This is a genomic window from Micromonospora sp. NBC_00330 (assembly GCF_036136635.1).
Lineage (GTDB): Bacteria > Actinomycetota > Actinomycetes > Mycobacteriales > Micromonosporaceae > Micromonospora > Micromonospora salmantinae.
The window spans coordinates 3,815,578-3,839,050 of sequence record NZ_CP108012.1 but is presented as its reverse complement, the minus strand read 5'-3'; the positions used below and the strand labels follow the sequence as shown (position 1 = coordinate 3,839,050).

The window sequence follows — 23,473 nt, the reverse complement described above, 5'->3', positions numbered from 1 at the left end:
CTGGTGCCGCCGAAACCCCGAGCGCCACGAGGGCGACCGAGGCCAGCAGCACCAGCCGGCCGAGCGGCTCAGAACACCGAATGTGTCACCGTCCCCGTGTAGACACCCTGGACGGTGCCGACGGGCACGTTCACCACCAGGGTCGGGTTCCAGGTGGCGAAGTTGTTGCCGGTGCCGCCGGTGTGGGTCATCGCCGTCCGGGGGACGTTGATGATCACTGCCTGTGCGGCGGTCGGCTGACCCGGTGTGAACGCGCCGCCACCGGCGGTCGCCGTGGCGGGGCCGGACCAGTACAGGACGTTGATGTTGGGGATCGTCTCCCCGGAGGTGCCTCCTCCGGTGACGAAGTCGGTGGAGATGACGTTGGCGGTCCAGTTGGGGGTGAGCGCCCCGCGCTGGTCCAGCACCGTGACCGGGCCGAGCTGACCGGAGATGGTCGAGCCCTCCACGCCGTGGCCGATGTTCGCCGTCGCCGGCACCGTGATCGACAGGCCGCCGGCAGCGTCGACGGTGAGGGTCACGATCGTGTCGCCCGTGGTGTCCGCGGCGGCCGGTCCGGCGAGCGCGACGACGGCGGCGACGCCGGCCAAGCCCGCGAGAATCTTTCTACGCATCGAGTCTCCTTTGTCCTAAAGAACCCTGGGAAGCACTGAGAAGACTAACTGCGCAAAACGCCCATACCCGCCTTAATGGTGCAAGCATCACCCGGTGGGCGTTCGAAGCGTGGCCGTCACCGAGGGCGCGCACGGCAAGGGCTCGGCGCCGTGCTGGCCGCCGAGCCCTTGCGAGCGGATTCAGGCCGCGACCACGTACGGGAACGTGGCGGAACGGGCGGCCTTGGTGACCTCCGAGGTGAGTCCGGCCGTGGTGCCGGTGTTGAGGACCAGGGAGAACATCACCTCGGGCGCGTTGTCGGCCAGGGTGCGCCCGTTACGGACCGCGAAGCCGAAGTTCGCGGCCGTGCCGACCTTGTACGACAGCAGATCGGGGTAGAGCTGCCGGGCGACGCTCCAGCCGTACGCCTGCGGATCCGGTGCGGTGCCGTTCGCCTTCACCACCCCGGCGACCGCGTTCGCGATCTCCTCGCCGCCCTCGGTGAGGTCGTTGCTGGGGTGCCGGAAGTTCGCGGGGTCGGAGAAGTCGGTGTCGTGGGGCCAGAAGATCGGCCACATCATGGGGTGGCCGGCGCGGTTGATCTGGCGCCATCCGCCGGCGTCGGTGGCCAGCATGGTGCGACACCACACGCCGATCTCGGTGCCGTCGCGCAGCAGCGGCTCGTCGTGGGAGACCTCGAGGACGATCGACTCGACCGTGGTGCCGGCGAAGCTGTTCTTGGCCTGGTCGACCCGCCACGCCGACCGGTCCACAGGCGAACCGTTCTTGACCGCGCCGTTGATGGTGGCGAGTTCGTCGAGGTCGATGTAGAAGGGGTCGGTGATCCGGCCGGCCCAGATCCGGACGTTGCCGCCGGTGGTCACCTCGCCGGTGCGCCCCTCGGCGATGGGGGTGCCCATGGCGGCGTCGTCGCGGGCGTCCGCGCCGGTGAGCTCGTACAACTGAAGGGCCTGCCGGGCGTCGCCGTCCGGCTCGCCGAAGGCGAACCGGTAGGTCAGGTCCTCCACATCGGTGCCGTTGATGTGGATCTTGATCTCGTAACGCGCCTCGGCGTGGAAGCCGCGCTTGATGTCGGCCTTGGTCACCGAGCTGTTGACGTCCATGACGAACACCGTGGCGCGGTCGCCGTTGAAGACGTACAGGTCGTCGATGTACAACTGGCCGCCCTGAGCGGCCAGGGGCGTATCGAGGTGGTGCGACATGAGCTCACTCCCGGAACTGCCGGATTCTGGACTAATCCGAACATAGTGGGCATGAGCCTGGCCTCCCCGCCCATCGAGTTAATCCGGTTCGAGGAGGTGGGCGAGGGGCTCCAACGGCGACGGGCCGCCCGAGTTCTCCTCGGACGGCCCACGCCTTGGTGCTCGGGTGATCAGATGCGAGACCACTTCTGGTTGGCGGCGCCGAGGCAGTCCCACAGGTGCAGCTTGCCGCCGTTGTTGGGGTTGGCCTCCCGTACGTCCACGCACTTGTTGGCGTTGAGGTTGACCAGGTCGCCGGAGGCGTTGAGGGTGAAGCGTTGCGCGGTGTTGCCGTTGCAGCTGACCAGGTTGACCTCGGTGCCGTTGGCGGTGCCGGCCCAGGCCGGGTCCATGCACTTGCCCATCGCGCGGACGGTCCCGTCGGAGGCGAAGGTCCAGCTCTGGGCCGCAGTGGTGTTGCAGTCCCAGATCTGGAGTTTGGCGCCCTCGACCGGGTTGGCGCCGGGGATGTCGATGCAGCGACCGCTCTGCGCGCCCCGGATCCGGTTGGTGCCGGGAGTGGGTTCGCCCCCGCCACCCGAGGTGTAGCTGGACACCCGGACGTAGTCGACGAGCATCTGCTGCGGGAACTGGGTCGAGCCGTCCGGGTAGCCGGGCCAGTTACCACCGACCGCCACGTTGAGAATCATGAAGAAGGGGTGGTCGAACACCCAGCGGTTGCCGCCGAGCCGAGCGGGATCGACCCGGTGGTACTGCACCCCGTCGACGTACCAGGTGATGACGTTCGGCTCCCAGTCCACACGGTAGGTGTGGAAGGTGTCGGCGAGCGGCGCGCCGAGGGTGCGGCTGCCCGTGATGCCGCCGCCTCCGGAGTAGCCGGGCCCGTGCACGGTGCCGTAGACGGTGTTGGGCTCCCGGCCGATGTTCTCCATGACGTCGATCTCGCCGGCGTCGGGCCACCCGCCGCCGGTGCCGAGCATCCAGAAGGCCGGCCAGATGCCCTGACCACGCGGGACCTTGATCCGGGCCTCGAACCGCCCGTACGTCTGGGTGAAGGTGGCAGCCGTCAGCAACCGCGCCGACGTGTACTCGCAGCGCCCGTAGTGGCACTGGTAATTGGCGGGATTGTCCCGGCGGGCGGTGATGACCAGGTTGCCCTGGCCGTCGTGGACGGCGTTGCTGGTGCTGTTCGTGTAGTACTGCCGCTCGTTGTTGCCCCAGCCGCCGCCACCGGTGTCGAACCGCCACTTGTTCTGGTCGACGGGCGTGCCGGCGGAGGAGTTGAACTCGTCCTGCCAGCTGATGGGGCCGATGGCGGCCTCGGCCCGGTCGGGGTGCGCCGGGACGACGAGCGCCGTCGCGGTCGCGACGAGGGCGGCCGCCAGGAGTACGAGGGGACGGAAGCGGAGGCTGGGCCGGGCTGTGAACACGGGAGGCTCCTCAGCTTGGGGGTGGTGGGGGCGTTTTACCAGGATAGAGAGCGCTCTCTAAAGCGAAGCATGTCGATATCATGTCTTTCTGTCAAGAGTGTTTCCAATATCACGACCGTCCGTTACCGCCCGATGCTGACCAGTGAGCGGTGGAGCGCCGATTCCGATCGTTGCCGTGGCATCGATCGATGGCTCCGAGATGGACGACGCCGACCCATCGAAGGAGTTCGGCGCGGCCGAGTGTTACTCGATAGCGGTCGAATCGACCCTTCCTATTGCCGTGGGGCGTCCACGCGGGACAGGATGACGAGGCGTGCCGGAAACTTTCCCGTAACCTGCGCGCTGCTGGTCTCTGTCACAAGGAAGTGGGAGTCAGTCATGAGCGAGGCGTCGACGGCGCTGGGTGTGCGCCTCTACCCGGATCTGGTCGAGCGGGGTGGCCTGGCCCCCGCGTTGATCGAAACCGCTGCCCGCCACGGGCTCGACGTCGGCCGGGTGACCGCGCCGGAGCAGGGGCGGGCCCGGTTCACCTGCGCCGAGCTGCACTCCGACGAGGGCGTGGTCTGCGTCGGGCTGGGCTCGCAGGCCCGGTACTTCATGATCGACCTGCGCGTCTCGGGAGAGGTTCTCGCCCGCGGTGACGTCATGGACCTTGTGCAGGTCGCCCAGGTGGCCGCCGCCTGGCGGGCCGGCCTGACGGTCGCCGAGCTGACCGCCCGGTTCCCGTTCATGGAGGAGATCAAGCACCGCCCGGCGCCGGTGGCCCAGGTCAGCTAGTCGGCGGGGTCGGGCAGGTCAGCAGCGCAGCCGAGGTGGCAGTGGTGACTGCGTACCGGCACTCCGGTTGAGGTAGGTCGACTGGACGAAGTCGACGAGGCGCTCCGCGTCGGTCGCAATCGAGGCCAGTCCGAACGAGACGCGGACCGCGCCGCCCGTCGGCAGCCCCAGCGCGGCAAGGTACTGGTCGATCGTGTCGACCCCCGCCAACAGCCGCTGTCGCATCGACGTCCGGCTCATCCCGAACGCGCCCTCGGCCGCGCCCGGGTTGCAGAAACAGCCGGTACGCAGGGAAAGGCCGGCCGCTGCCGCCTCCCGCGCCACGAGCCGTTCGTCGACCAGCGTGCCGTCCGGGTGGCGGAGGTTGAAGGTCACAGTGCCGCCGCGCCCCGCACCCGTCGTCGGCCCGTACACCTGGACCAGCGGCCCGCCGGTGTCGTGCCGCAGGGTGGCCAGCCGCTCCAGCAGCCACTCGGTGAGCAGGCCGACCCGGGCGTGGACGAGGTCCACGCCGATCGAGTCGAGCCAGCGCAACCCGAACTCCACGTCCGGGATGCTCAGGAAGTTGAGCGTGCCGTCCTCGAACGCCGACTCGTCGTCCATCGGCCGGTGCCAGTCGCCCTGCACGCTCACCGCGCGGATCGTGCCGCCGGCGAACCACGGCCGGCGCAACCGGGCCAGCGCCGAGCGGCGAGCCAGCAGCGCGCCGACCCCGGTGGGGTAGCCGAAGAGCTTGTACCAGCTCAGGCAGACGAAATCCGGTCGGACGACTCTGAGGTCCAGCCGGTTCGTCGGCGCGAAGGCGGCAGCGTCGAGCAGCACGTCGTAGCCCCGCTGCTGGGCCAGCTCCACCCAGCCCAGCGGGTGCTGCACCCCGGAGAAGTTGCTCTGCGCCGGGTAGGCGAACAGCCCGCGCCGACCGGGTCGACCCCACCGACGGGTCAGGCCGCCACTGCCGGCGTCGAGCGCCGCGACCAGATCCGACTCGGCGATCCGCAGTTCCGGCCCGTTCAGCGGCAGGTAGCGTACGGACGCGCGAGCCGACCGGGCGTACTCGCGAATGCCGTTGACCGAGTTGTGGTTGTCCCAGGTGAGCACCAGCGGCGCTGCCCGGCCGAAGTCGTACGCCTCGCCGACCAGCCGGCAGGCGCCGCTGGCGTTCGGGGTGAAGATGACCGCGTACTCGGCCGGGTCGGCGTGGAAGAAGTCGAGCACCGCGCGTCGCGCCGACTCCACCAGCGAGCCCGCGGCCACGCTCGTGGGGTTCTCCGAGTGGGGGTTGCTGTACAAGCCGGCGAGCAACCTGTCGTGGTGGGCGCGAACCTGCGCCTGGGCGGCCACCCCGGCCCCGGCGTAGTCGAGGTACACCTGCCCGTCGGTGTCCAGGTGTCGGTACTCGGTGGCGCGCAGCTCGTCGATCCGGCCGGTGGCTGCGTATCCCGGCAGCGCCGTGGGGGAGGCGGGCGGCGTCGGGTCAGGACGCACGGCGGGGATCCCGTCGGAGCAGGACCGCCCAGGCAGCGCCCAGGAAGAGCAGCCCGAAACCGCCGAGCACCAGCCAGTCGACCCACACCGGCCGGGAGAAACTGTCGCCGTACGTGGCCAGCAGCGGCGGGCCGAGCGGGGAGCCGCCGTCGCGCCAGAGCCGCTCCACCCCGGCGGTGTGCCCCAAGCCCTCGAATGCCCACCGGTTCGACATCGCGTAGCTGAGCCACTGACCTCCGGCCGCCATCGCCGGCACCGGCAGGATCGCGCCGACGAACAGCACCTGTGGGAAGCAGAGCATCGGCAGCATGAGCGTCGCCTGGGCCGCGTCGGACACGGCCGCCGAGCAGAGCAGCCCGAGGGCGAGCGCCGCCGCCGAGGAGAGCAGCAGCGTCGCGTACAGGGCGGCGAAGTCGGCGCCGCCGACCGGTGGCAGCCGGTCCATGCCGCGCAGCACCCCGAGCAGGGCCAGGTCCACCAGGGCCAGCAGCGGTAGCAGCACCGCGACCTTCGCCAACAGGTACGGGACCAGCCGGACACCGGCCAGCCGCTCTCGACGCAGGATCGGCAGCTCGGTGCAGATCTGGAGGAGCCCGTAGGTCAGCCCGAAGAAGAAGCCGCCGAACGCGATCCAGAACAGGATCATCACGGTCACCGTCGGGCTGGGTCTGGTCGGCTCGAACGCCCCAGGGCGGAACAGCAGCGCGAACATGCCGAGCACCATCAGCGGCGAGCCGAGCAGGATCGCCAGGGTCAGCCGGTTGCGGACGACGATCTCCGTGTTGCGCGCGGTGAGGACCGCCCACTGGCGCAGCCGGCCGACGCGCCGGGGCGGCGTCGCCGCGACGTCAGCGTCGTCGGTGGTACGGGGCGGCTGTTCGGCAGCGCGCTGCTCGGCGAAGCGATCGGGCCACTCGGCGGGTTGCGTCGCTTCGTCGAGCCGCAGGTGCACCTCGGCCAGGGACCGCAGGCCGAAGAACTCCCGGGCGGCGGTCGGCGTGCCGGAGAAGGCCAGCCGGCCCTGACGGGTCAGCACGACGACCCGGTCGCAGTGGTCCACGTCGGTGATCTGGTGAGTGGTCAGCACGACGGTGGCACCCGTGTCGGCGAGCGCGCGGAGCACCCGGAGCAGCTCCACGGCGATCGCCGGGTCCAATCCGGAGGTGGGCTCGTCCAGGAAGAACACGCCGGGTCGGGTGAGCAGCTCGACGGCGATGCTGGCGCGTTTGCGTTCACCGCCGCTGAGCAGGCCGACCGGTGTGGCGGCCCGGTCGGTGAGTCGCAGCTCGGCGAGCACCTCCGCGACCCGGTCACTGATCTCGGCCGGCCCGGTGGTGGAGGGCAGGCGCAGTCGGGCGGCGTAGCGCAGGGTGCGGGCCAGGGGCAGCTCGCGGTGGATGATGTCGTCCTGCGGAACGACACCGATGGTGCCGGCCGCGGTGGTGCCGTCGTACGTCACGGTGCCCGATGCCGGTCGCTGTACCCCGGCGAGGATCTCCAGCAGGGTGGTCTTACCGGCGCCGCTGGCGCCGATGATCGCGACCAGCTCGCCCGGCGCGATGCTCACTGAGATGTCGGTCAGGATCTGGCGACCGCTCCGGACGCTCTGGCCCAGCCCCTGAGCGGCGATGCCGACAGCGGCACGCGGGGGAGACGTGGTCTGCTCGGTCGTCATGTCGAGTGCTCGATCCGGTCGGGGAGTGGTCCGCCTGAATATCGTGCCTCGCCGATGCTACTGAGCGGCCGCGCAGTGCGCCCGGAGTGGACGGTCAGCGACCGTCGTCCGTTCAGCCGGTGGTGGTCCGCGCCTGCGCCGGCACCTGGAGGAGATCGAGGCAGTTGCGCCACAGCGTCTCCAGCTGGGTCGGATCGTTGAGTAGCTTCGCGAGCAGGACCCGCCCCTCGATCTGCGCGACGATCGACCGGGCGGCCTCCCGGCTGTCGACCGCCGGGCCCGCCAGGCCGCGCTCCTTCGCCTGGCCGACGACCTGCTCGATGAGGCTGATCTGCTCCTCGAAGATCTCCTGGAGCCGGCCGCGGATCTCCTCGGCCTGGTTGCTGAGTTCGAGGGCGAGGTTGCCGAACAGGCAGCCCGCGACCACGCCGGCCTTCTGCTGGCCGACGCGCTGGACCTCCTCGGTGGCCTCGAACAGGTCCCGAAGCCGCTGTAGCGGGTCGCGCTCGCTACCGAGCAACTGCTCCCACTGGCGTCGCTGGGTGACCCAGTGCTCGTCGATGACGGTGCGGGCGAGCGCCTGCTTGGACTCGAAGAAGTAGTAGAAGCTGCCCTTCGGCACGCCCGCCGCCGCGCAGATCTCGGCCACGCCGAGCGCCGTGTAGCCGCGCTGCTCGATCAGCGTGGCGGCCGCGTCGAGGATCTTGTTCTTCGCGTCACTGGTCCGACCCATGCCTCGACGATACACGACCGGTCGGCTAGCTTTTAGTAGACCAGTCGTCTAGTGAAGGTGGTTTCCTCGTGAACAGTCAGAACCAGAAGGTCGTTGTGATCACCGGCGCCTCCCAGGGCATCGGCGCCGACCTCGTGGTCGCCTACCGCAAGCTCGGGTACGGCGTCGTGGCGACCTCGCGCTCGATCGGCGCGTCCGACGACCCGGAGGTCGTCACGGTCCAGGGCGACATCGCCGAGGCCGACACCGCCGAGCGGGTGGTGCGTGCCGCACTGGACCGCTTCGGGCGGATCGACACACTGGTGAACAACGCCGGCGTCTTCGTCGCCAAGCCGTTCACCGACTACACCGACGAGGAGTTCGACCTGGTCACCGGGGTCAACCTCGCCGGCTTCTTCCACCTCACCCGACGCGTCCTGCCGCACCTGCTGGCCGGGGGCGCGGGGCACATCGTCAGCATCACGACCAGCTTCGTCGACCAGCCCAGTTCGCACGTTCCGTCGGCGCTCGCGTCGCTGACCAAGGGCGGTCTCAGCTCGGCCACCAAGTCCCTGGCCATCGAGTACGCGGCTCGCGGCGTACGGGTCAACGCCGTCGCGCCCGGCATCATCAAGACCCCGATGCACCCGGTCGAGACCCACCAGACGCTCGCGGGCCTGCACCCGGTCGGCCGGATGGGCGAGACCAGCGACGTCGTCGACGCCGTCCTCTACCTCGAGTCCGCCCCGTTCGTCACCGGCGAGATCCTGCACGTCGACGGCGGGCAGAACGCCGGTCACTGATCCCGCACACCGAGAGGGGGGTAGCCGCACGCCGGGCCCGCGCTGCAGGCCGGGTTCAGCGCGTCGGCGCGGCAGATGTTCGTGGCGGCGGCCGGTGCACCACCGGCCGCCGCCGGGCATCCGGGTGGTGTTGGGTCAGGCAGGTAGCTCGGCGAAGAACTGCCGCAGCGCGTCGGCGACCACTGTGGGTGCCGTCATGGTCACGAAGTGCGACTGACCCGGCCAGACGACGTAGCGGGCCGACGGAATCGCCCTCGCGAGGGTGTTCATCGTGGTGGGCATCGGCTCCCAGGTGTCCGCGCCGGCCAGCAACAGAGTCGGCACGGTGATCGAGGACCACCGGGTGATGTCAGTGCTGTCCTGCGCGAGGGCCTCCAGATCGTGCAGCCAGCCGACCGCCGAGCGGCGCGCCTCGACCGGATCGGGCACCCGATCGCCCGCGCCGGCGGCGATCGCGGCGACGATCTCGGCCGGAACCCGCGTCACGTCGTTCAGGGCCGCTGCCATCGCGGCGGAGTCGTCGCGCTCGAAGGCGGCACGGTACCGGTCGAGCAACGGCGCGACCTGCGCCCCGGCCGCGAAGAGCGGCGGCTCGAAGATGGCCAGGGAGCGTACGTCGCGTGGATCAGCCAGGGTGGTGTGCAACGCCATTGTCGCTCCGTAGGACGCGCCGACGAGATGGACCGGTCGGCCCGAGGATTGCCGGGCGGCCCCGATGACGGCGAGCAGATCGGCGGTCTCGTCCCGGAAGGACTTGGTGCCGGTCGGGACGTCGCTGGGACCGTATCCGCGCCGGGCTGGCAGCCACACCTCGTGGTCCTGGGCGAGGTGCTCCGCGACGGTGGCCCAGGAGTGCAGCCCGCCACCCGAGCCGTGCACCAGGACGACGGGGTCACCGACGCCCAGTCGTCGTACCACCAGGTGACTCCCGTCGGCCGACTCGACCGTCTGATCGAGGCTGCTCACTGCTGCTCCTGTTTCTGGATCGGCCAGTTGCTCAACGTGGCGTGCACCGCGTCGAGGATCGACTGCCACGACGCGTCGACAGCGCGGGGATGCCCGAACCCGTCGACCGTTTCGAGGCTTGTGAAGCCGTGGAAGGTGCTGCGGACGAATCGCATCGCGTCGGTCAGGGCCGGCTCGTCGAGTCCGTACCCGCGCAGCATCGCGTAGCTCAGCTCGATCATGCGGAGGTGCCCGGCTGACCGGGTGCCGACCTCGGGCGGCAGTTGAAGCTGGGTCGCCGCGTACTGCCCCGGATGGGTGACGGCGAACGCGCGCCAGGCGTCGGCGAACCCGACCAGGGCCTGGCGGCCGGCCCGTCCCGCCACCGCGATCGCGAGCGTGTCGGCGAACGTGGCCGCCGCCCGGACCGCGACGTGCTCGATCAACGCGTCGCGGCTGCGGACGTGCACGTACAGGGCGGCGTCCGAGACCCCGAAGTGCCGGGCGACGGCCGCGACGGTCAACCGGGACAGGCCGACCGAATCCGCCAGCTCGGCTGCGGCGGCCGAGACGCGGGCGTTGGTCAGACCCTGCCGTGGCATAACAGACCTTTGCTTCGCTAGGAAACATCTTAGGGACCCTAAGTTAACATCGCTGCCGGCTGCCCCGTCGAGCAGGCATGAACGGCGCAGTCGGGGGAAGACCGGCCGTTCCACCGCCGAACAGGAGAGCCGGGATGAGAGCCGTCGTCTACACCGACGTCCGGACTGTCGCGGTGCGGGAGGTGCCCGACGCGACACTGGAGGCGGAGACCGACGCGCTCGTGCGGGTCACCTCCACCGCCCTGTGCGGCACCGACCTGCACATGTACGACGGACGCACCAGCGCCGAGCCCGGCCTGGTGCTCGGTCACGAACCGCTGGGCGTGGTGCAGGAGGTGGGCGCCGCGGTGCAGACCGTCCGACCGGGCACCCGGGTGGTGATCCCCACGCACCTGTTCTGCGGGACGTGTGTGATGTGTGCTCGCGGGCTCTCGGCGGCCTGCCTGCGGGCCCGGGCCGAGGGGCCGGGCGCGGCGTACGGGTACGCGGGGATGGGCCCGTACCGGGGTGCGCAGGCCGACCTGCTGCGCGTGCCGTGGGCCGACGCCAACTGCGTACCCCTGCCCGGCGAGCCGGGGGACGGGTACGAGGACGACTTCGTGCTGCTCGCCGACGCGTTCGTCACCGGGTGGCACGCCGCCGCCACCCTCGCCGAGGTCGGGCCCGGTGACACAGTGGCGGTGTTCGGCGCCGGGACCGTCGGTCTGCTCGGCGCCTACTCGGCGCTGCTCCGAGGCGCCCGGGTGGTGTACTCCGTCGACGGGGTCGACGCCCGACTCGACAAGGCCGGCGAGATCGGCGCCGTGCCGATCGACTTCCGCCGGGGCGACCCGGTCGAGCAGATCCGCGCCGACCGGGCCCGGACCGGGCTGCCGCTCGGCGAGGAGAAACTGGGCGGCGTCGACAAGGTCATCGACGCGGTGGGGTTCCAGGCCCGCGACCGGGAGCACCCCGACCGGGAGCGTCCGAACCAGGTCGTCGCCGACGCGGCCCGGCTGGTCAACGCCGCTGGCGCCATCGCGGTCGCCGGTGTGTACCCGGATCGGGACCCACACCCCGGGCCCGGCGCGGACGGTCACGAGAACGTGGTCGCGCCCTGGGGAGCACTGTTCAGCAAGGGGGTCGCGGTCCGGTTCGGTCGCACCCACGACCGCCGCTACACCGTCCTGCTGCGGGACCTGGTGGTCGCGGGCCGGGCGCGGCCCAGCGTGATCGTCACCCACCACGGCACCCTCGCCGACGCCCCTGAGCTGTACCGCCACTTCGACCGGCGGGAGCACGGCGTGATCAAGGCGGTGCTGCATCCGAGCTGAGCGGTCGACGCTCCGGGCCTGCGGTCGCGGTGTGCCGTCACGAACTGCGCATAACGGATGCCAGGGCTCTGACCCGTCGTCCGAGGCACGTCGCTCCAGGATGGTGGCCGTCGATGCGTACGGCCGGTAGAGGCGTGGGTCACATCAGCCGCCAGAGGCTCCTGGTGCGCCTCGCGTGACGGCGCTGCCTGATGCCCGATTCCCATCATTCGATGGCGTGACGTGTGCGCTGCGTTACCGGATGCACCGTCCCTGAGGCATCTTTCCTGGTGGGAAAGCTGCGGGAACGGCCGGGGTCGATTGGCGCGTTGTCGCAGGTGGGCGTGGGTGCTGCGGTCAGGCGCGGGGTACCGGGAGGGGCTGTCGTTGCCGCTGTGGCGGGCGAACACTGTGCGACATCTATATTACCGGATTGTTACTTTTTCAACAGTCCCTCGCCTTGCGGATGGCCCTCCGGCCGCAATACGTTGCCGTCAACAACAAAACCAAGTGAAGGTTCAACCTTCCGGAGGCAACCGATGACGTTGGCGAGGTGGTACGAGCGATGAGCGACGTGCCCATCCTCCTTGAGATGCGCTCCATCACCAAGGAGTTTCCCGGAGTCAAGGCCCTCTCCGACGTCAACCTGGTGGTTCGCGCCGGCGAGATCCATGCCATCTGCGGCGAGAACGGCGCGGGCAAGTCCACCCTGATGAAGGTGCTCAGCGGGGTGTACCCGCACGGCACTTACGACGGCAAGATCATCTACCAGGGGTCGGAGAGCAAGTTCTCCGACATCCGGGCCAGTGAGAACGCCGGAATCGTGATCATCCACCAGGAGCTCGCGCTCATTCCAGGGATGTCGATCGCCGAGAACATCTTCCTCGGCAACGAACCGCGCAAGCGGGGCGCGATCGACTGGAAGGCCGCGAACCGGATGGCGCTGGACCTGATGGCCCGGGTCGGTCTGGAAGAGAACCCGGACACCCTGATCAAGGACATCGGGGTCGGCAAGCAGCAGCTCGTCGAGATCGCCAAGGCGTTCGCCAAGGACGTGAAGCTGCTCATCCTCGACGAGCCCACCGCGGCGCTGAACGAGGCCGACTCCAAGCACCTGCTGGACCTGCTGCGCGGTTTCCGCTCCCGTGGCATCACCTCGATCATGATCTCGCACAAGCTCAACGAGATCGAGGCGATCGCCGACCAGATCACCATCCTGCGCGACGGCCGGACCGTGGAGACCCTCGACGTCAAGGCGGACGGGGTCGACGAGGACCGGATCGTGCGGGGCATGGTCGGCCGCGAGCTGAGCAGCCGGTTCCCGGACCACACGCCGAAGATCGGTGAGGTCTTCTTCGAGGTCCGCGACTGGAACGTCCGGCACCCGATCTCCGCCGAGCGGCAGGTCTGCAAGAACGAGAGCTTCGTGGTGCGCCGCGGCGAGATCGTCGGCTTCGCCGGTCTCATGGGCGCGGGCCGCACGGAACTCGCGATGAGTGTCTTCGGCCGCTCCTACGGGGTGTTCGAGTCGGGCACGATCATCAAGGACGGCAAGGAGATCGTCCTGAAGTCGGTGGCGGATGCCATCGACAACGGCCTCGCCTACGTCAGCGAGGACCGCAAGGCGATCGGCCTCAACCTGCTCGACGACATCAAGACGTCGACGGTGGCCGCCAAGCTGTCCAAGATCTCGCACCACGGCGTCCTGAACGAGGTCGAGGAATACCAGGCGGCTGAGTCGTACCGCAAGGAGTTGCGGACCAAGGCCCCGACGGTCGACGAGAGCGTCTCCAAGCTCTCCGGCGGCAACCAGCAGAAGGTCGTCCTGGCCAAGTGGATGTTCACCGACCCGGACCTGCTGATCCTCGACGAGCCGACCCGTGGCATCGACGTGGGTGCCAAGTACGAGATCTACGGCATCATCCAGCGGCTCGCCGACCAGGGGAAGGGCGTCATTGTCATCTCCTCGGAGCTGCCTGAGCTGATCGGGCTGTGCGACCGCATCTACACAGTGTTCGAAGGCGCCATCACGGGCGAGATCGCCCGGGCGGACGCCACCCCGGAAACCCTCATGAAGCAGATGACCTCGACGAAGAAGATGGCCACACGATGAGCCGATTGAAGGACCTTCAGAAGAACCTGTTCGGAGGCACCACCTCCAACGCTCGCCAGTTCGGCATGATCTTCACCCTGGTGGCGATCGTCGTCCTGTTCCAGATCCTGACCGACGGCCTCACCCTGCGGTCGGACAACCTGATCGCGCTGTTCCAGCAGAACTCGTACATTCTGATTCTGGCCATCGGCATGCTCATGGTGATCGTGGCCGGGCACATCGACCTCTCGGTCGGCTCGGTCGCCGCCTTCGCCGGCATCCTGGTCGCCAAGTCGATGACCGAGTGGGACCTTCCCTGGCCCGCTGCCATCGTGTTCGGCCTCGCCATCGGCGCGGTGATCGGCGCCTGGCAGGGCTTCTGGGTGGCCTACATCGGGGTGCCGGCGTTCATCGTCACCCTGGCGGGCATGCTGCTCTTCCGGGGCGGCAACCAGTTCATCGGTAACGCGAGCACCGTCCCGGTGCCGGAGGGCTTCCGGGAGATCGGCTCCGGCTTCCTGCCCGAGTTCGGTCCGAACACCGGCTACAACAACGCCACGCTGCTACTCGGCCTGGCCGCGGCGTTGGCGGTGGTGTGGCGCGAGATCCAGGCCCGCAAGACCCGACGGGCCATGGACGCCGACCCGGCGCCCATGTGGATCTCCGTCCTGCGGATGGCCATCATGGTCGGCGTCATCGCCTTCGCGGCGCTGCGCTTCGCCAGCGGTCGCGTCGGCACCAGCTTCCCGATCTCCGGCATCATCCTGCTGGTCCTGGTCATCGCGTACTCCTTCTACACCCGCAACACGGCCGGTGGCCGGCACATCTACGCGGTGGGCGGCAACTCCCGGGCGGCCGAGCTGTCCGGTGTGAAGCTCAAGCGGGTCAACTTCTTCGTCATGATGAACATGTCCGTCCTGGCCGCCCTGGCCGGCATGATCTTCGTGGCCCGTTCGGCGGCCTCCGGACCGCAGGACGGCAACGGCTGGGAACTGGACGCCATCGCCGCCGTCTTCATCGGTGGCGCGGCAGTCGCTGGCGGCATCGGCACCATCAGCGGCTCCATCGTCGGTGGTCTCGTCATGGCCGTGCTCAACAACGGCCTCCAGCTCATGGGTGTCGGCACCGACCGCGTCCAGATCATCAAGGGTCTGGTCCTGTTGCTGGCCGTCGCGATCGACGTCTACAACAAGAGCCAGGGGCGCTTCTCCATCATCGGGAGCCTGATGCGGCCCTTCCGCCGCGACGACTCCGCCCCACCCGCCTCACCGCCGGACGCGGAGCGCGAGCCCGCCAAGGCAGCGGTGTCCGGCTGACGGCCACCGACCTCTCTACCCGCCTCACCATCTAGAAAGGCAAGTCCTCACCATGCGTAAATTCTTCGGCACGTCGGTGGTGGCCATCAGCGCCGCCGCCATGCTGGCCCTCGCCGGCTGCGGTTCCGGCCGCGACGGCGACAGCGGCTCCGGCGGCGAGGCCGCCAAGGGCTTCGCGGCGAACTCGCTGATCGGCGTGGCCCTCCCGGCCAAGACCTCGGAGAACTGGGTCCTCGCCGGTGACCTGTTCAGCAACGGTCTCAAGGAGGCCGGCTTCCAGGGTGACGTGCAGTACGCCGGCGCGTCGACCACTGTCGCCGACCAGCAGGCCCAGATCACCGCCATGGTCACCAAGGGTGCCAAGGTCATCGTCATCGGCGCGACCGACGCCGCGCAGCTGTCGACCCAGGTCGCGGCGGCCCACACGGCCGGCGTGAAGGTCATCGCCTACGACCGGCTCATCACGAACACCCCGGACCTCGACTACTACGTCGCGTTCGACAACTTCAAGGTCGGCCAGCTCCAGGGCCAGGCCCTGCTGGACGGCATGAAGGCCAAGAAGCCGAACGGTCCGTACAACATCGAGCTGTTCTCCGGCTCGCCGGACGACAACAACGCCGGTGTCTTCTTCAACGGCGCGATGGACGTGCTCAAGCCGGAGATCGACAAGGGCAACGTGGTCGTCGCCTCGGGTCAGAAGGACGTCAAGCAGACCGCCATCCAGGGCTGGAAGGCCGAGGGTGCGCAGGCCCGCATGGACCAGCTGCTGACCTCGACCTACGGCAACAAGGAGCTGGACGGCGTCCTCTCCCCGAACGACACGCTGGCCCGCGCCATCCTGACCTCGGTCAAGGGTGCTGGCAAGCCGACCCCGATCGTCACCGGTCAGGACTCCGAGGTTGAGTCGGTCAAGTCGATCGTCAAGGGCGAGCAGTACATGACGATCAACAAGGACACCCGCAACCTGGTGAAGGAGACCATCAACATGGTCAAGGCTCTCCAGGCCGGCGACAAGCCGCAGGTGAACGACACCAAGTCCTACAACAACGGCAGCAAGGTCGTCGACACGTACCTGCTCCCGCCGGTCGCCGTCACCAAGGCGAACGCGGCTGAGGCGTACGCCACCGACCCGAAGCTCGCGCCGCTCACCAAGTAATCACCGCACGGTAGGTAGTAACGCCGATGGGTCCCGGGTCTCCTCTACCGGGACCCATCGTCGTCCCTGCACCCCCGCACCAACCGGCATCGACCCGGAAGGAGGTCTGACCGTGGCGACACCAGTACGGGCCAGGCCAGCCGGCGTCGGCCGCAACCCCGAATCCCCGCTGCCGTCGGTCCCCGGCGCCAGCCAGGAGGAGATCCGGCGGCAGAACCTCGGTGCTGTGCTGCGCTACGTCCACCTGCACGGGCCGACGTCCCGCGCCGAGCTGACCAGCCGGCTCGGCCTCAACCGAAGCACCATCGGCGCCCTCGCGGCCGACCTGGTCACCAGCGGCCTGGTCACCGAGGAGGTGCCGACCACCGCCCGCCGGGCCGGCCGCCCCTCGCTGGTGGTCAGCCCCCGCTCCGACCGGGTCTACGCACACGCGTTGAGCATCGACGCGGACCGGCTGCGTGCCGCCCGGGTCGGCCTCGGCGGGCAGATCCTCGATCTACGGGAGATCCCCCGACCCAGCGGCATGTCGGCTGTCGAAGCCGTCGGGCCCCTGGCCGACCTGGTCCGCGACATGGAACGCTCGGTGGCCGGCGACGCGCTGCTGGTCGGCGGCGCCGCGGCGGTCACCGACACCACTCGCGACCCGGACGGCAAGCTACGGATCGCCAGCATCGACGAGACGCTCGGCGCCGCGCTGGAGGCGGAGTTCAGCTCCGGGCCCGGTTTCGTGGCCGGCGACCTGGCCGACATCGCCGGTCTGGCTGAGCACGTCCGGGGCGTCGCAGTCGGCATCGACGACGTCATCTACCTGCACGGCGACCTGGGCATCAGCGCCGGCATCATCGTCGGTGGGCGACTGGTGGTCGGCCACCGGGGTCACAGCGGCAAGGTCGGCCACATGGTCGTCAACCCCAATGGCCTGCCCTGCGGCTGCGGTTCACGCGGCTGCTGGGAGACCGAGATCTCCGAAGCCGCGCTGTTGCGACACGCCGGCCGTGACCCGAGCGACCGCGCGGCGGTGGCCGAGGTGCTGCGCGCCGCGGCGGAGGGCGACCCGACCGCCCGCGCGGCGGTCGATCAGGTGGCCGACTGGCTCGGCTTCGGCGTGGCGAACCTGGTCAACGTGGTCAACCCGGATGCCGTGGTGTTCGGTGGCTCGCTGCGCGACATCTTCACCGCCGGTGCGGACGTGGTCCGGGACCGGCTCGACACCATGCCACTGCCCGCCTCCCGCGAGCACCTGCGGTTGCGCGCGGCGGCGCTCGGCCGCGACGCCGTCCTGATCGGCGCCGCCGAGTTGGCGTTCGACAAACTCCTGGCCGACCCGTTGAACGTCGGCGTCGCGGGCCAGATCGGGACCGCCGAGCAGTAGCCGCGACTCCCCGCCGGTGCCGACTCGGCTCCGGAACGGGTGGTGTGACCCCACGTCGGCCCCGACGGGTACCGCCGGCTCCATCCTGCCCCCCACTCGGTCTGATCCTCATGAGGCCTCTCCCGTACATGCTGTCGTACGTTGTACGGTAGTGCGGGCCGACGGTTTCGGGAGGGAAATTCTGTGACGACAAGAGCCGACGCGATAGTGGCGCAAGGGCTGCGCAAGCGGTATCGGGACCGATACGCGCTGGACGGGTTCGACCTGCGGGTGCCGGGGGGAACGGTGTGCGGCCTGCTCGGCCCGAACGGGGCCGGCAAGACAACGGCGGTACGGATCCTCTCCACCCTGCTCCGACTCGACGAGGGGCGTGCCGAGGTGGCCGGCTTCGACGTGACCCGCCAGCCCGACCAGGTGCGCTACCGCATCGGACTGGTGGGGCAGCATCCCGCGCTCGACGAGGCGCTGAGCGGCCGGCAGAACCTGGTGCTCTTCGGTCGGCTGTTCCACCTGGGACGCCGCCGGGCCCGCCAGCGGGCGGTCGAGCTGCTGGAACGCTTCGGTCTCGCCGACGCCGCCGAGCAGCCGGTCAGCACGTACTCCGGCGGCATGCGCCGACGGCTCGACCTGGCGGCCGGCATGATCCTGGCCCCCGGGGTCCTCTTCCTCGACGAACCCACCACCGGGCTGGACCCGCGTGGCCGCAACGAGGTGTGGGAGTCGGTCCGGGAGTTGGTACGCACCGGCACCACAGTGCTGCTCACCACCCAGCAACTGGACGAGGCCGACCAACTCGCCGACCGGATCTCGGTGGTCGAGGCCGGCCGCCTGATCGCCGAGGGAACCCCGGACGACCTCAAGACCCGGCTCGGCGGCGATCGGATCGAGGTGGTCGTCGCGGCGCCGAGCGACCTTGCCGTCGCCGTCGCCCAGATGCGCCGGGCGGCCGACGACGAACCGACTGTCGACGTGGACCGGCGGATGGTGAGCGTCCGGGTCGGTCACCGGGCCGGTGCGCTCGTCGACGTGCTGCGGGCGCTCGACGCCGTGAACGTCCCGGTGGCGGACGTCGCGCTGCGCCGCCCAACCCTGGACGACGTGTTCCTGCACCTCACCGGGCACCGCACGGCGACCGCCGAGGTGGCGGCATGAGCGCGGTGAGCATGCCGGCCCCGCCGGTGGATCTGACGCCCGGCCGGCCCGCCCTCCTGGTCGACAGCGGCACGCTGGTCTGGCGCGGCCTGGCCCGGTGGCGACGCGATCCCGGCCCGCTGATCGCCTCGCTCGGCTTCAACATCCTGATCGTGCTGATGTTCGCCTACCTGTTCGGTGGCGCGTTGCAGGTCCCCGGCGGCGGCAGCTACCGAGAGTTCCTGATGCCCGGCATGTTCGTGATGACAATGGTCTTCGGCATCAGCCTCACCACTATCGCCGTTGCCGAGGACCTGGAGCGCGGGGTGACCGACAGGCTCCGATCGATGCCCGTCTCACCGCTGGCGCCGCTGGCGGCCCGAGCGGTGGCCGACATGCTGTTCGCGCTGGTCACCCTCGGGGTCCTGCTGCTGACCGGTCTCGCGATCGGGTGGCGGGCACACGGTGGGGTCGGCGCCACGCTGGCGGCGATGGGATTGATCCTGCTGCTGCGCTTCGCAGTGATCTGGGTCGGCATCTTCCTCGGGTTGGTCACCCGCGGGCAGACGGCAGTGGTGGCCGTGCAGACCCTGGAGTTTCCGCTCGGCTTCCTCTCCAACGCGTTCGTCGCACCGTCCACCATGCCCGCCTGGCTCGGTGCGGTGGCCGCGTGGAACCCGCTGTCGGCAACCGTCGGCGCCACCCGTGAGCTGTTCGGCAACCCCGGCTGGGGCGGCGACTCCTGGGCGGCGCAGCACTACCAGTTGCTGGCGGTGCTCTGGCCGCTCGTCCTGGTCGCGATCTTCCTGCCGCTCTCGGTCGCCCGGTACCGACGGCTGGCCGGCTGAGCAGGCGCGGACGCGGGATTCGGCTCTCCCGGCCCGATCGGTGTCGGTGGTCGTCGTCAGGCTCACCGGCGTGGATGTGCACCGACTCGATCGGGCCCAGGTGGGTGATCGCCGAGGCCCCCGCTCCCCGACGAGCACCCGCCGCCCGGCTAGGCGATCCGGCGGATCCGGCGCACCGCCAGGTAGAGCAGGAGCACGGCGAGGGCGACGAAGATGCCCGTCTCGATGCCCTGGAACAGCCAGAACCGGTCCGCCGGCTGGTAGAGCTGCCAGTTGTACGCGCCCGGTTCGAGGCCCAACTCGGCGCCGCAGACCCGGCCGTCCGGCCCCTTCCCGCCCGGTGGGCACTGGATCCGGGTGTCCTCCGCGATCATCGTCCCGTCCGGGTTCCGGACGCCCTGGGTGAGGATCCAGTCCCCCCGGCTCATCTCCGGCGGCCCGTCCCCCTCGATCGGAAAGGTCTGGGTGCGTGCGGCCTGGTAGTGCGGCCGGGCCAGGATCTCCACCGCCGCTCGTACCCCGATGAACCCGGCGAGGGTGATGCCCATGGCGGGCAGCATCCGCTTCCACACAGTGCCGGCGAAGACGCCGAGCGCCACGGCGAAGAGGGTGTAGCCGATCGGGGCGATGCCCTGCAGATCGAAGACGATCATGCCGAGTCGGCCCTCGTGCGCGGCCTGGTTGAGCGGGTCGACCCACCAGGACATCCCCAGCCCGTAGACCGCCGCGAGGATCACGACAGCCGCGCCAACCAGCCCGAACTTCACCAGTGCCCACCGGTTCCGGCCGACGCCCTGGGTCCAGACGAACCGGTGCGTGCCCTGCTCCACCTCACGGGCGACCAGCGGGGCACCCCAGAACAGGCCGACCAACGCCGGCAGCGTGATCAGCAGCACGGCCACCAGGTTGAGGCTGCCGTACTGGTTGCCAAAGCGTCGGAAGCCCGCGTCGCAGGTCTCGCGGGTCGTCTGCGCCACGTCGGCGCGGGCAAGTTGACTGACGCAGTCCGCCAGCCCGAGGTCGCTGAAGGTGTTCCGCATCGCCAGGCCGATCGGCACCAGCACAGCGGCGAGTGCCGCGAACCCCAGCAGGGTGTAGAACGCCTGCTTGCGATGTTGCCGCCAGGTCAACCAGATCATGCCGCTACCCCCCACTCGCTGTGACTGGTCTGCGTGGTGCCGTCGGCCAGGTAGGCCAGCACGACGTCCTCCAGGCTCACCTCGCGGACCGTCCAGGCCGGATCGGTGACCGGCCCGTCGGTGCGAACCAGCAGTGTCGACTGCCGGTCGGTGTGGCTGGCCCGGACCACTGCGGCGACGCCCCCGACAGCGCCGCCGTCGTGCCGCGGACCGACGAGCTGCCGGTGCCCGGCGACCAGGTCGTCGACAGCACCGGTGAGCTGCACCTGGGAGGCGTTCAGCACGATCAGGTAGTCACAGACGCGTTCCAGGTCGGCCAGCAGGTGCGAGGAGAGCAGAACCGTGGTGCCCGACTCCGCGACGCTGCCCATCAACGACTGGAGGAACTCCCGTCGAGCCAAGGGGTCGAGGCTGGCGACCGGTTCGTCGAGCAGCAGCAGCCGGGGCTGCTTGGCCAGTGCCAGAGCAAGCGCGACCTGGGCCCGTTGACCGCCGGAAAGCTTGCCGACCGGCTTGTCCGGTGGAATGCCGAGCTGCGCCAGCCGAGTACGGGCCAATGCCGCGTCCCACCGCTTGTTCAGCTTGCCGCCGGCGATGACCAGCTCGGCCGCCGTGAAGTCCCGGTACAGCGGGGTGTCCTGGGCGACGAACCCGATGTCGGCCAGTCCCTCCGTGTCGCCGTACGGGGACCGACCGAACACCCGGACCGTGCCCGCATCGGGCTTGAGCAGCCCGACGGCCAGGTGCAACAACGTGCTCTTGCCCGCGCCGTTCGGCCCGACCAACGCGGCGATCCGGCCGGCCGGCAGATGCAGCGAGCAGTCCCGCAACGCCCAGGTGCTGCCGTAGCGCTTGCCGAGCCGGTCTGCTTCCAAGACCATGTCCATTCCTTGTCCTCTCGTTCCGTTCACGCGGGCTCTCTCTGTGGGGCGTCGTCGGCGAGGGTGGCGCGCAGCGTCGTCTCCACCAGGGCGATGACGTCCTCGGCCGTGAGACCGGCGGCCTGCGCCCGGTGCAGCCAGGCGACCAGGTCGTCGCGCAGCTCGGCCTGGTTGGGCAGGGACGCGCTGGCCAGGGTGCGCTGAACGAACGTGCCCACCCCGGGTCGCCCGCCGACCAGACCCTCGATCTCCAACTCCCGGTACGCCTTCAGCACCGTGTTCGGGTTGATCGCCAGGGATTGCGCGACGTCCCGGACCTTCGGCAACTGGTCGCCCGGTGTCAGCAGGCCAACCCGTAGCGCCTGTTTCACCTGCTGCACGAGCTGCATGTAGGTGTTCACCTTCGACCGGCTGTCCAGTACGAACTCGATCACTCCCGATGATCCTTCCTGTTGTCCTACGACAGTAGGACTAATAGACAGCTTCATCGGTGACCCCCCGGCTGTCAAGCCCGACGGGGCACGTTCAGTTCGGAGCCGGCGCGTCTCGTCCGGCGCGCCGTGCGCTAGCGGCGGCGCATCGGGTCCTGCCCTACGTGCGGGCCGACCCGGTGGCACCGGCAGGCCACCGGTTGGCACCCAGGGGTCAGCCCGCAGGGAAGGGACCGGCAGCGATCCGCGTGGACGGGGAGGTGTTCGGTGGTCACCAACGAACTGACGACGTCGAGGGCGACTCCACTACAGGCCGCTCGCGCCCGGGGTCGCGTACGCGGGCGGTTGATCCTGCTCGGCCCGGCGTTCGTCGCCGCCGTCGCGTACGTCGACCCCGGCAACTTCGCCACCAACTCCGCCGCCGGCGCCCGCTACGGCTACCTGCTGGTCTGGGTCGTGGTGGTGGCCAACCTGATGGCGATGCTGGTGCAGACGCTCACCGCGAAGCTGGGTCTGGCCACCGGGCGCAGCCTGCCCGAGCTGTGCCGGGAACGTCTACCGCGGCCGGTGAACCGCGTGATGTGGGTGCAGGCCGAGTTGGTCGCCATGGCCACCGACCTGGCCGAGGTGATCGGTGGTGCCGTCGCGCTGTACCTGCTCTTCGGCATCCCCCTGCTGCCCGGTGGAATCATCATCGGCACTGCCGCGTTCGCCGTGCTGGCCCTGCGCTCGCGCGGGTACCGCGCCTTCGAGGTCGTCATCGCCGTCCTGCTCGGGGTGATCGTGCTGGCCTTCGCCGCCAACCTGCTCGCCTCCGGCTCCGATCCCGCCTCGGCCATGGCCGGCATGGTGCCGCGCCTACAGGGCACGGACAGTGTGCTGCTGGCCGCCGGCATCCTCGGCGCGACAGTCATGCCGCACGTCATCTACGTGCACTCCGCGCTCACCCGCGACCGCATTCCCGCCGCCGACGACACCGAGCGCCGGATCCTGTTCCGCGGCCAACGCACCGACGTGCTGCTCGCCCTGAGCGCGGCCGGCGCGGTCAACCTCGCCATGCTGCTGATCGCCGCGGCCAGCTTCCGGGGCGGCGGCCCGGGCGGTGCGGACAGCCTGGAAGGGGTGCACGCCGGGCTGGGTCAGACCATCGGGACCGCCGCCGCGTTCGGCTTCGCCGTCGCCCTGCTGGTCTCCGGGCTCGCCTCCACGAGCGTCGGGACCTATGCCGGAGAGGTGATCATGCAGGGCTTCCTGCGTCGGCGGGTTCCGCTGCTGCTGCGTCGGCTGGTCACCCTGCTGCCCGCGCTGGCCGTGCTCGCCATCGGCCTCGACCCGACCCGGGCGCTCGTGCTGTCCCAGGTCATCCTCAGCTTCGGCATCCCGTTCGCGCTGATCCCGGTGGTTGCCTTCACCCGCCGACGCGACCTGATGGGCAACCTGGTCAACCACCCGCTCACCACCGCCGCCGCGTCACTGGTGGCCGTGCTGGTGGTCGCGCTCAACGCGTTTCTCCTCTGGCAGGTCGTTGCCGGCTGAGCCGGCTGGTCGGCGTCGCCGGCTGAGCCGGCC

The 23,473-nt window shown here is 69.9% G+C and carries 21 protein-coding genes; 10 read left to right on the top strand and 11 right to left on the bottom strand.

Features of this window, described 5'->3' with window-relative positions; translation table 11 throughout:
* Positions 1-68: 68 nt before the first annotated feature.
* The 3 genes from OG598_RS17200 to OG598_RS17190 form a co-directional block, all read right to left on the bottom strand.
* Positions 69-614, bottom strand: a complete 546-nt coding sequence (locus tag OG598_RS17200; RefSeq protein WP_328650121.1) for a hypothetical protein — start codon at positions 612-614, stop codon at positions 69-71.
* Between the two features lie 180 nt (positions 615-794).
* On the bottom strand, positions 795-1,817 hold the full coding sequence (locus OG598_RS17195; RefSeq protein WP_328650120.1) for a DUF4331 family protein: 1,023 nt from the start codon (positions 1,815-1,817) through the stop codon (positions 795-797).
* Between the two features lie 170 nt (positions 1,818-1,987).
* Positions 1,988-3,247, bottom strand: coding sequence for a family 16 glycosylhydrolase (locus OG598_RS17190; RefSeq protein WP_328650119.1), 1,260 nt, complete (start codon positions 3,245-3,247; stop codon positions 1,988-1,990).
* Between the two features lie 378 nt (positions 3,248-3,625).
* Between OG598_RS17190 and OG598_RS17185 the strand changes: the two genes are divergently transcribed.
* Entirely contained in the window at positions 3,626-4,024 is a 399-nt protein-coding gene (locus OG598_RS17185) for a hypothetical protein (protein ID WP_328650118.1), read from the top strand.
* An 18-nt stretch (positions 4,025-4,042) separates the two neighbouring features.
* Here OG598_RS17185 and OG598_RS17180 read toward each other — a convergent pair whose 3' ends face one another.
* The 3 genes from OG598_RS17180 to OG598_RS17170 form a co-directional block, all read right to left on the bottom strand.
* A complete protein-coding gene (locus OG598_RS17180; protein ID WP_328650117.1) occupies positions 4,043-5,509 on the bottom strand; it encodes an aminotransferase class V-fold PLP-dependent enzyme in 1,467 nt (488 codons plus the stop codon).
* Positions 5,499-7,184, bottom strand: a complete 1,686-nt coding sequence (locus OG598_RS17175; protein WP_328650116.1) for an ABC transporter ATP-binding protein/permease — start codon at positions 7,182-7,184, stop codon at positions 5,499-5,501. The genes OG598_RS17180 and OG598_RS17175 overlap by 11 nt, the downstream gene beginning before the upstream one ends.
* 112 nt (positions 7,185-7,296) lie before the next feature.
* The gene (locus OG598_RS17170; RefSeq protein ID WP_328650115.1) at positions 7,297-7,917 is read right to left on the bottom strand and encodes a TetR/AcrR family transcriptional regulator; all 621 of its coding nucleotides are present in this window, start codon (positions 7,915-7,917) and stop codon (positions 7,297-7,299) included.
* A 68-nt stretch (positions 7,918-7,985) separates the two neighbouring features.
* Here OG598_RS17170 and OG598_RS17165 point away from each other — a divergent pair, with 68 nt between their 5' ends.
* The gene (locus tag OG598_RS17165) at positions 7,986-8,699 is read left to right on the top strand and encodes an SDR family NAD(P)-dependent oxidoreductase (protein WP_328650114.1); all 714 of its coding nucleotides are present in this window, start codon (positions 7,986-7,988) and stop codon (positions 8,697-8,699) included.
* A gap of 135 nt (positions 8,700-8,834) precedes the next feature.
* Here the strand turns inward: OG598_RS17165 and OG598_RS17160 are convergent, their stop codons facing one another.
* Together OG598_RS17160 and OG598_RS17155 are read right to left on the bottom strand one after the other, a co-directional pair.
* Positions 8,835-9,665: an alpha/beta fold hydrolase gene (locus tag OG598_RS17160; protein WP_328650113.1), complete on the bottom strand. Its 831-nt coding sequence runs from the start codon at positions 9,663-9,665 to the stop codon at positions 8,835-8,837.
* Complete coding sequence (locus OG598_RS17155; RefSeq protein ID WP_328650112.1) at positions 9,662-10,246, bottom strand: TetR/AcrR family transcriptional regulator; 585 nt, start codon at positions 10,244-10,246, stop codon at positions 9,662-9,664. Before OG598_RS17155 ends, OG598_RS17160 begins: the two co-directional genes overlap by 4 nt.
* A gap of 134 nt (positions 10,247-10,380) precedes the next feature.
* On the opposite strand from OG598_RS17155, the gene OG598_RS17150 reads away from it, so the two are divergent.
* The 7 genes from OG598_RS17150 (at position 10,381) to OG598_RS17120 (ending at position 19,453) form a co-directional block, all read left to right on the top strand.
* Positions 10,381-11,559: an alcohol dehydrogenase catalytic domain-containing protein gene (locus OG598_RS17150; RefSeq protein WP_328650111.1), complete on the top strand. Its 1,179-nt coding sequence runs from the start codon at positions 10,381-10,383 to the stop codon at positions 11,557-11,559.
* Positions 11,560-12,103: 544 nt separating this feature from the next.
* Positions 12,104-13,651 (top strand): multiple monosaccharide ABC transporter ATP-binding protein, encoded by a 1,548-nt coding sequence (gene mmsA / locus OG598_RS17145; protein WP_328650110.1) that lies wholly within the window; start codon positions 12,104-12,106, stop codon positions 13,649-13,651.
* On the top strand, positions 13,648-14,946 hold the full coding sequence (gene mmsB / locus OG598_RS17140; protein ID WP_328650109.1) for a multiple monosaccharide ABC transporter permease: 1,299 nt from the start codon (positions 13,648-13,650) through the stop codon (positions 14,944-14,946). The genes mmsA and mmsB overlap by 4 nt, the downstream gene beginning before the upstream one ends.
* Positions 14,947-14,998: 52 nt before the next feature.
* Complete coding sequence (locus OG598_RS17135; RefSeq protein ID WP_124822420.1) at positions 14,999-16,102, top strand: substrate-binding domain-containing protein; 1,104 nt, start codon at positions 14,999-15,001, stop codon at positions 16,100-16,102.
* A 112-nt stretch (positions 16,103-16,214) separates the two neighbouring features.
* Complete coding sequence (locus OG598_RS17130; RefSeq protein ID WP_328650108.1) at positions 16,215-17,474, top strand: ROK family transcriptional regulator; 1,260 nt, start codon at positions 16,215-16,217, stop codon at positions 17,472-17,474.
* Positions 17,475-17,657: 183 nt separating this feature from the next.
* Positions 17,658-18,626: an ATP-binding cassette domain-containing protein gene (locus OG598_RS17125; RefSeq protein ID WP_328650107.1), complete on the top strand. Its 969-nt coding sequence runs from the start codon at positions 17,658-17,660 to the stop codon at positions 18,624-18,626.
* Complete coding sequence (locus tag OG598_RS17120) at positions 18,623-19,453, top strand: ABC transporter permease (RefSeq protein ID WP_328650106.1); 831 nt, start codon at positions 18,623-18,625, stop codon at positions 19,451-19,453. The genes OG598_RS17125 and OG598_RS17120 overlap by 4 nt, the downstream gene beginning before the upstream one ends.
* Positions 19,454-19,602: 149 nt before the next feature.
* Here the strand turns inward: OG598_RS17120 and OG598_RS17115 are convergent, their stop codons facing one another.
* The 3 genes from OG598_RS17115 to OG598_RS17105 are packed head-to-tail and all read right to left on the bottom strand — an operon-like array spanning position 19,603 to position 21,907.
* Complete coding sequence (locus OG598_RS17115; RefSeq protein WP_328650105.1) at positions 19,603-20,592, bottom strand: ABC transporter permease; 990 nt, start codon at positions 20,590-20,592, stop codon at positions 19,603-19,605.
* On the bottom strand, positions 20,589-21,479 hold the full coding sequence (locus OG598_RS17110; RefSeq protein ID WP_328650104.1) for an ABC transporter ATP-binding protein: 891 nt from the start codon (positions 21,477-21,479) through the stop codon (positions 20,589-20,591). Before OG598_RS17110 ends, OG598_RS17115 begins: the two co-directional genes overlap by 4 nt.
* A 20-nt stretch (positions 21,480-21,499) precedes the next feature.
* On the bottom strand, positions 21,500-21,907 hold the full coding sequence (locus OG598_RS17105; RefSeq protein WP_328650103.1) for a GntR family transcriptional regulator: 408 nt from the start codon (positions 21,905-21,907) through the stop codon (positions 21,500-21,502).
* A gap of 264 nt (positions 21,908-22,171) precedes the next feature.
* Between OG598_RS17105 and OG598_RS17100 the strand changes: the two genes are divergently transcribed.
* Complete coding sequence (locus tag OG598_RS17100) at positions 22,172-23,440, top strand: Nramp family divalent metal transporter (protein ID WP_328650102.1); 1,269 nt, start codon at positions 22,172-22,174, stop codon at positions 23,438-23,440.
* Positions 23,441-23,473 lie beyond the last annotated feature (33 nt).

Bases quoted from the DNA above. Each gene is read 5' to 3' on its own strand.
- OG598_RS17200 (WP_328650121.1), bottom strand. From the start codon at position 614: ATGCGTAGAAAGATTCTCGCGGGCTTGGCCGGCGTCGCCGCCGTCGTC.
- OG598_RS17195 (WP_328650120.1), bottom strand. From the start codon at position 1,817: ATGTCGCACCACCTCGATACGCCCCTGGCCGCTCAGGGCGGCCAGTTG.
- OG598_RS17185 (WP_328650118.1), top strand. From the start codon at position 3,626: ATGAGCGAGGCGTCGACGGCGCTGGGTGTGCGCCTCTACCCGGATCTG.
- OG598_RS17175 (WP_328650116.1), bottom strand. From the start codon at position 7,184: ATGACGACCGAGCAGACCACGTCTCCCCCGCGTGCCGCTGTCGGCATC.
- OG598_RS17170 (WP_328650115.1), bottom strand. From the start codon at position 7,917: ATGGGTCGGACCAGTGACGCGAAGAACAAGATCCTCGACGCGGCCGCC.
- OG598_RS17155 (WP_328650112.1), bottom strand. From the start codon at position 10,246: ATGCCACGGCAGGGTCTGACCAACGCCCGCGTCTCGGCCGCCGCAGCC.
- OG598_RS17150 (WP_328650111.1), top strand. From the start codon at position 10,381: ATGAGAGCCGTCGTCTACACCGACGTCCGGACTGTCGCGGTGCGGGAG.
- mmsA (WP_328650110.1), top strand. From the start codon at position 12,104: ATGAGCGACGTGCCCATCCTCCTTGAGATGCGCTCCATCACCAAGGAG.
- mmsB (WP_328650109.1), top strand. From the start codon at position 13,648: ATGAGCCGATTGAAGGACCTTCAGAAGAACCTGTTCGGAGGCACCACC.
- OG598_RS17135 (WP_124822420.1), top strand. From the start codon at position 14,999: ATGCGTAAATTCTTCGGCACGTCGGTGGTGGCCATCAGCGCCGCCGCC.
- OG598_RS17120 (WP_328650106.1), top strand. From the start codon at position 18,623: ATGAGCGCGGTGAGCATGCCGGCCCCGCCGGTGGATCTGACGCCCGGC.
- OG598_RS17115 (WP_328650105.1), bottom strand. From the start codon at position 20,592: ATGATCTGGTTGACCTGGCGGCAACATCGCAAGCAGGCGTTCTACACC.
- OG598_RS17110 (WP_328650104.1), bottom strand. From the start codon at position 21,479: ATGGACATGGTCTTGGAAGCAGACCGGCTCGGCAAGCGCTACGGCAGC.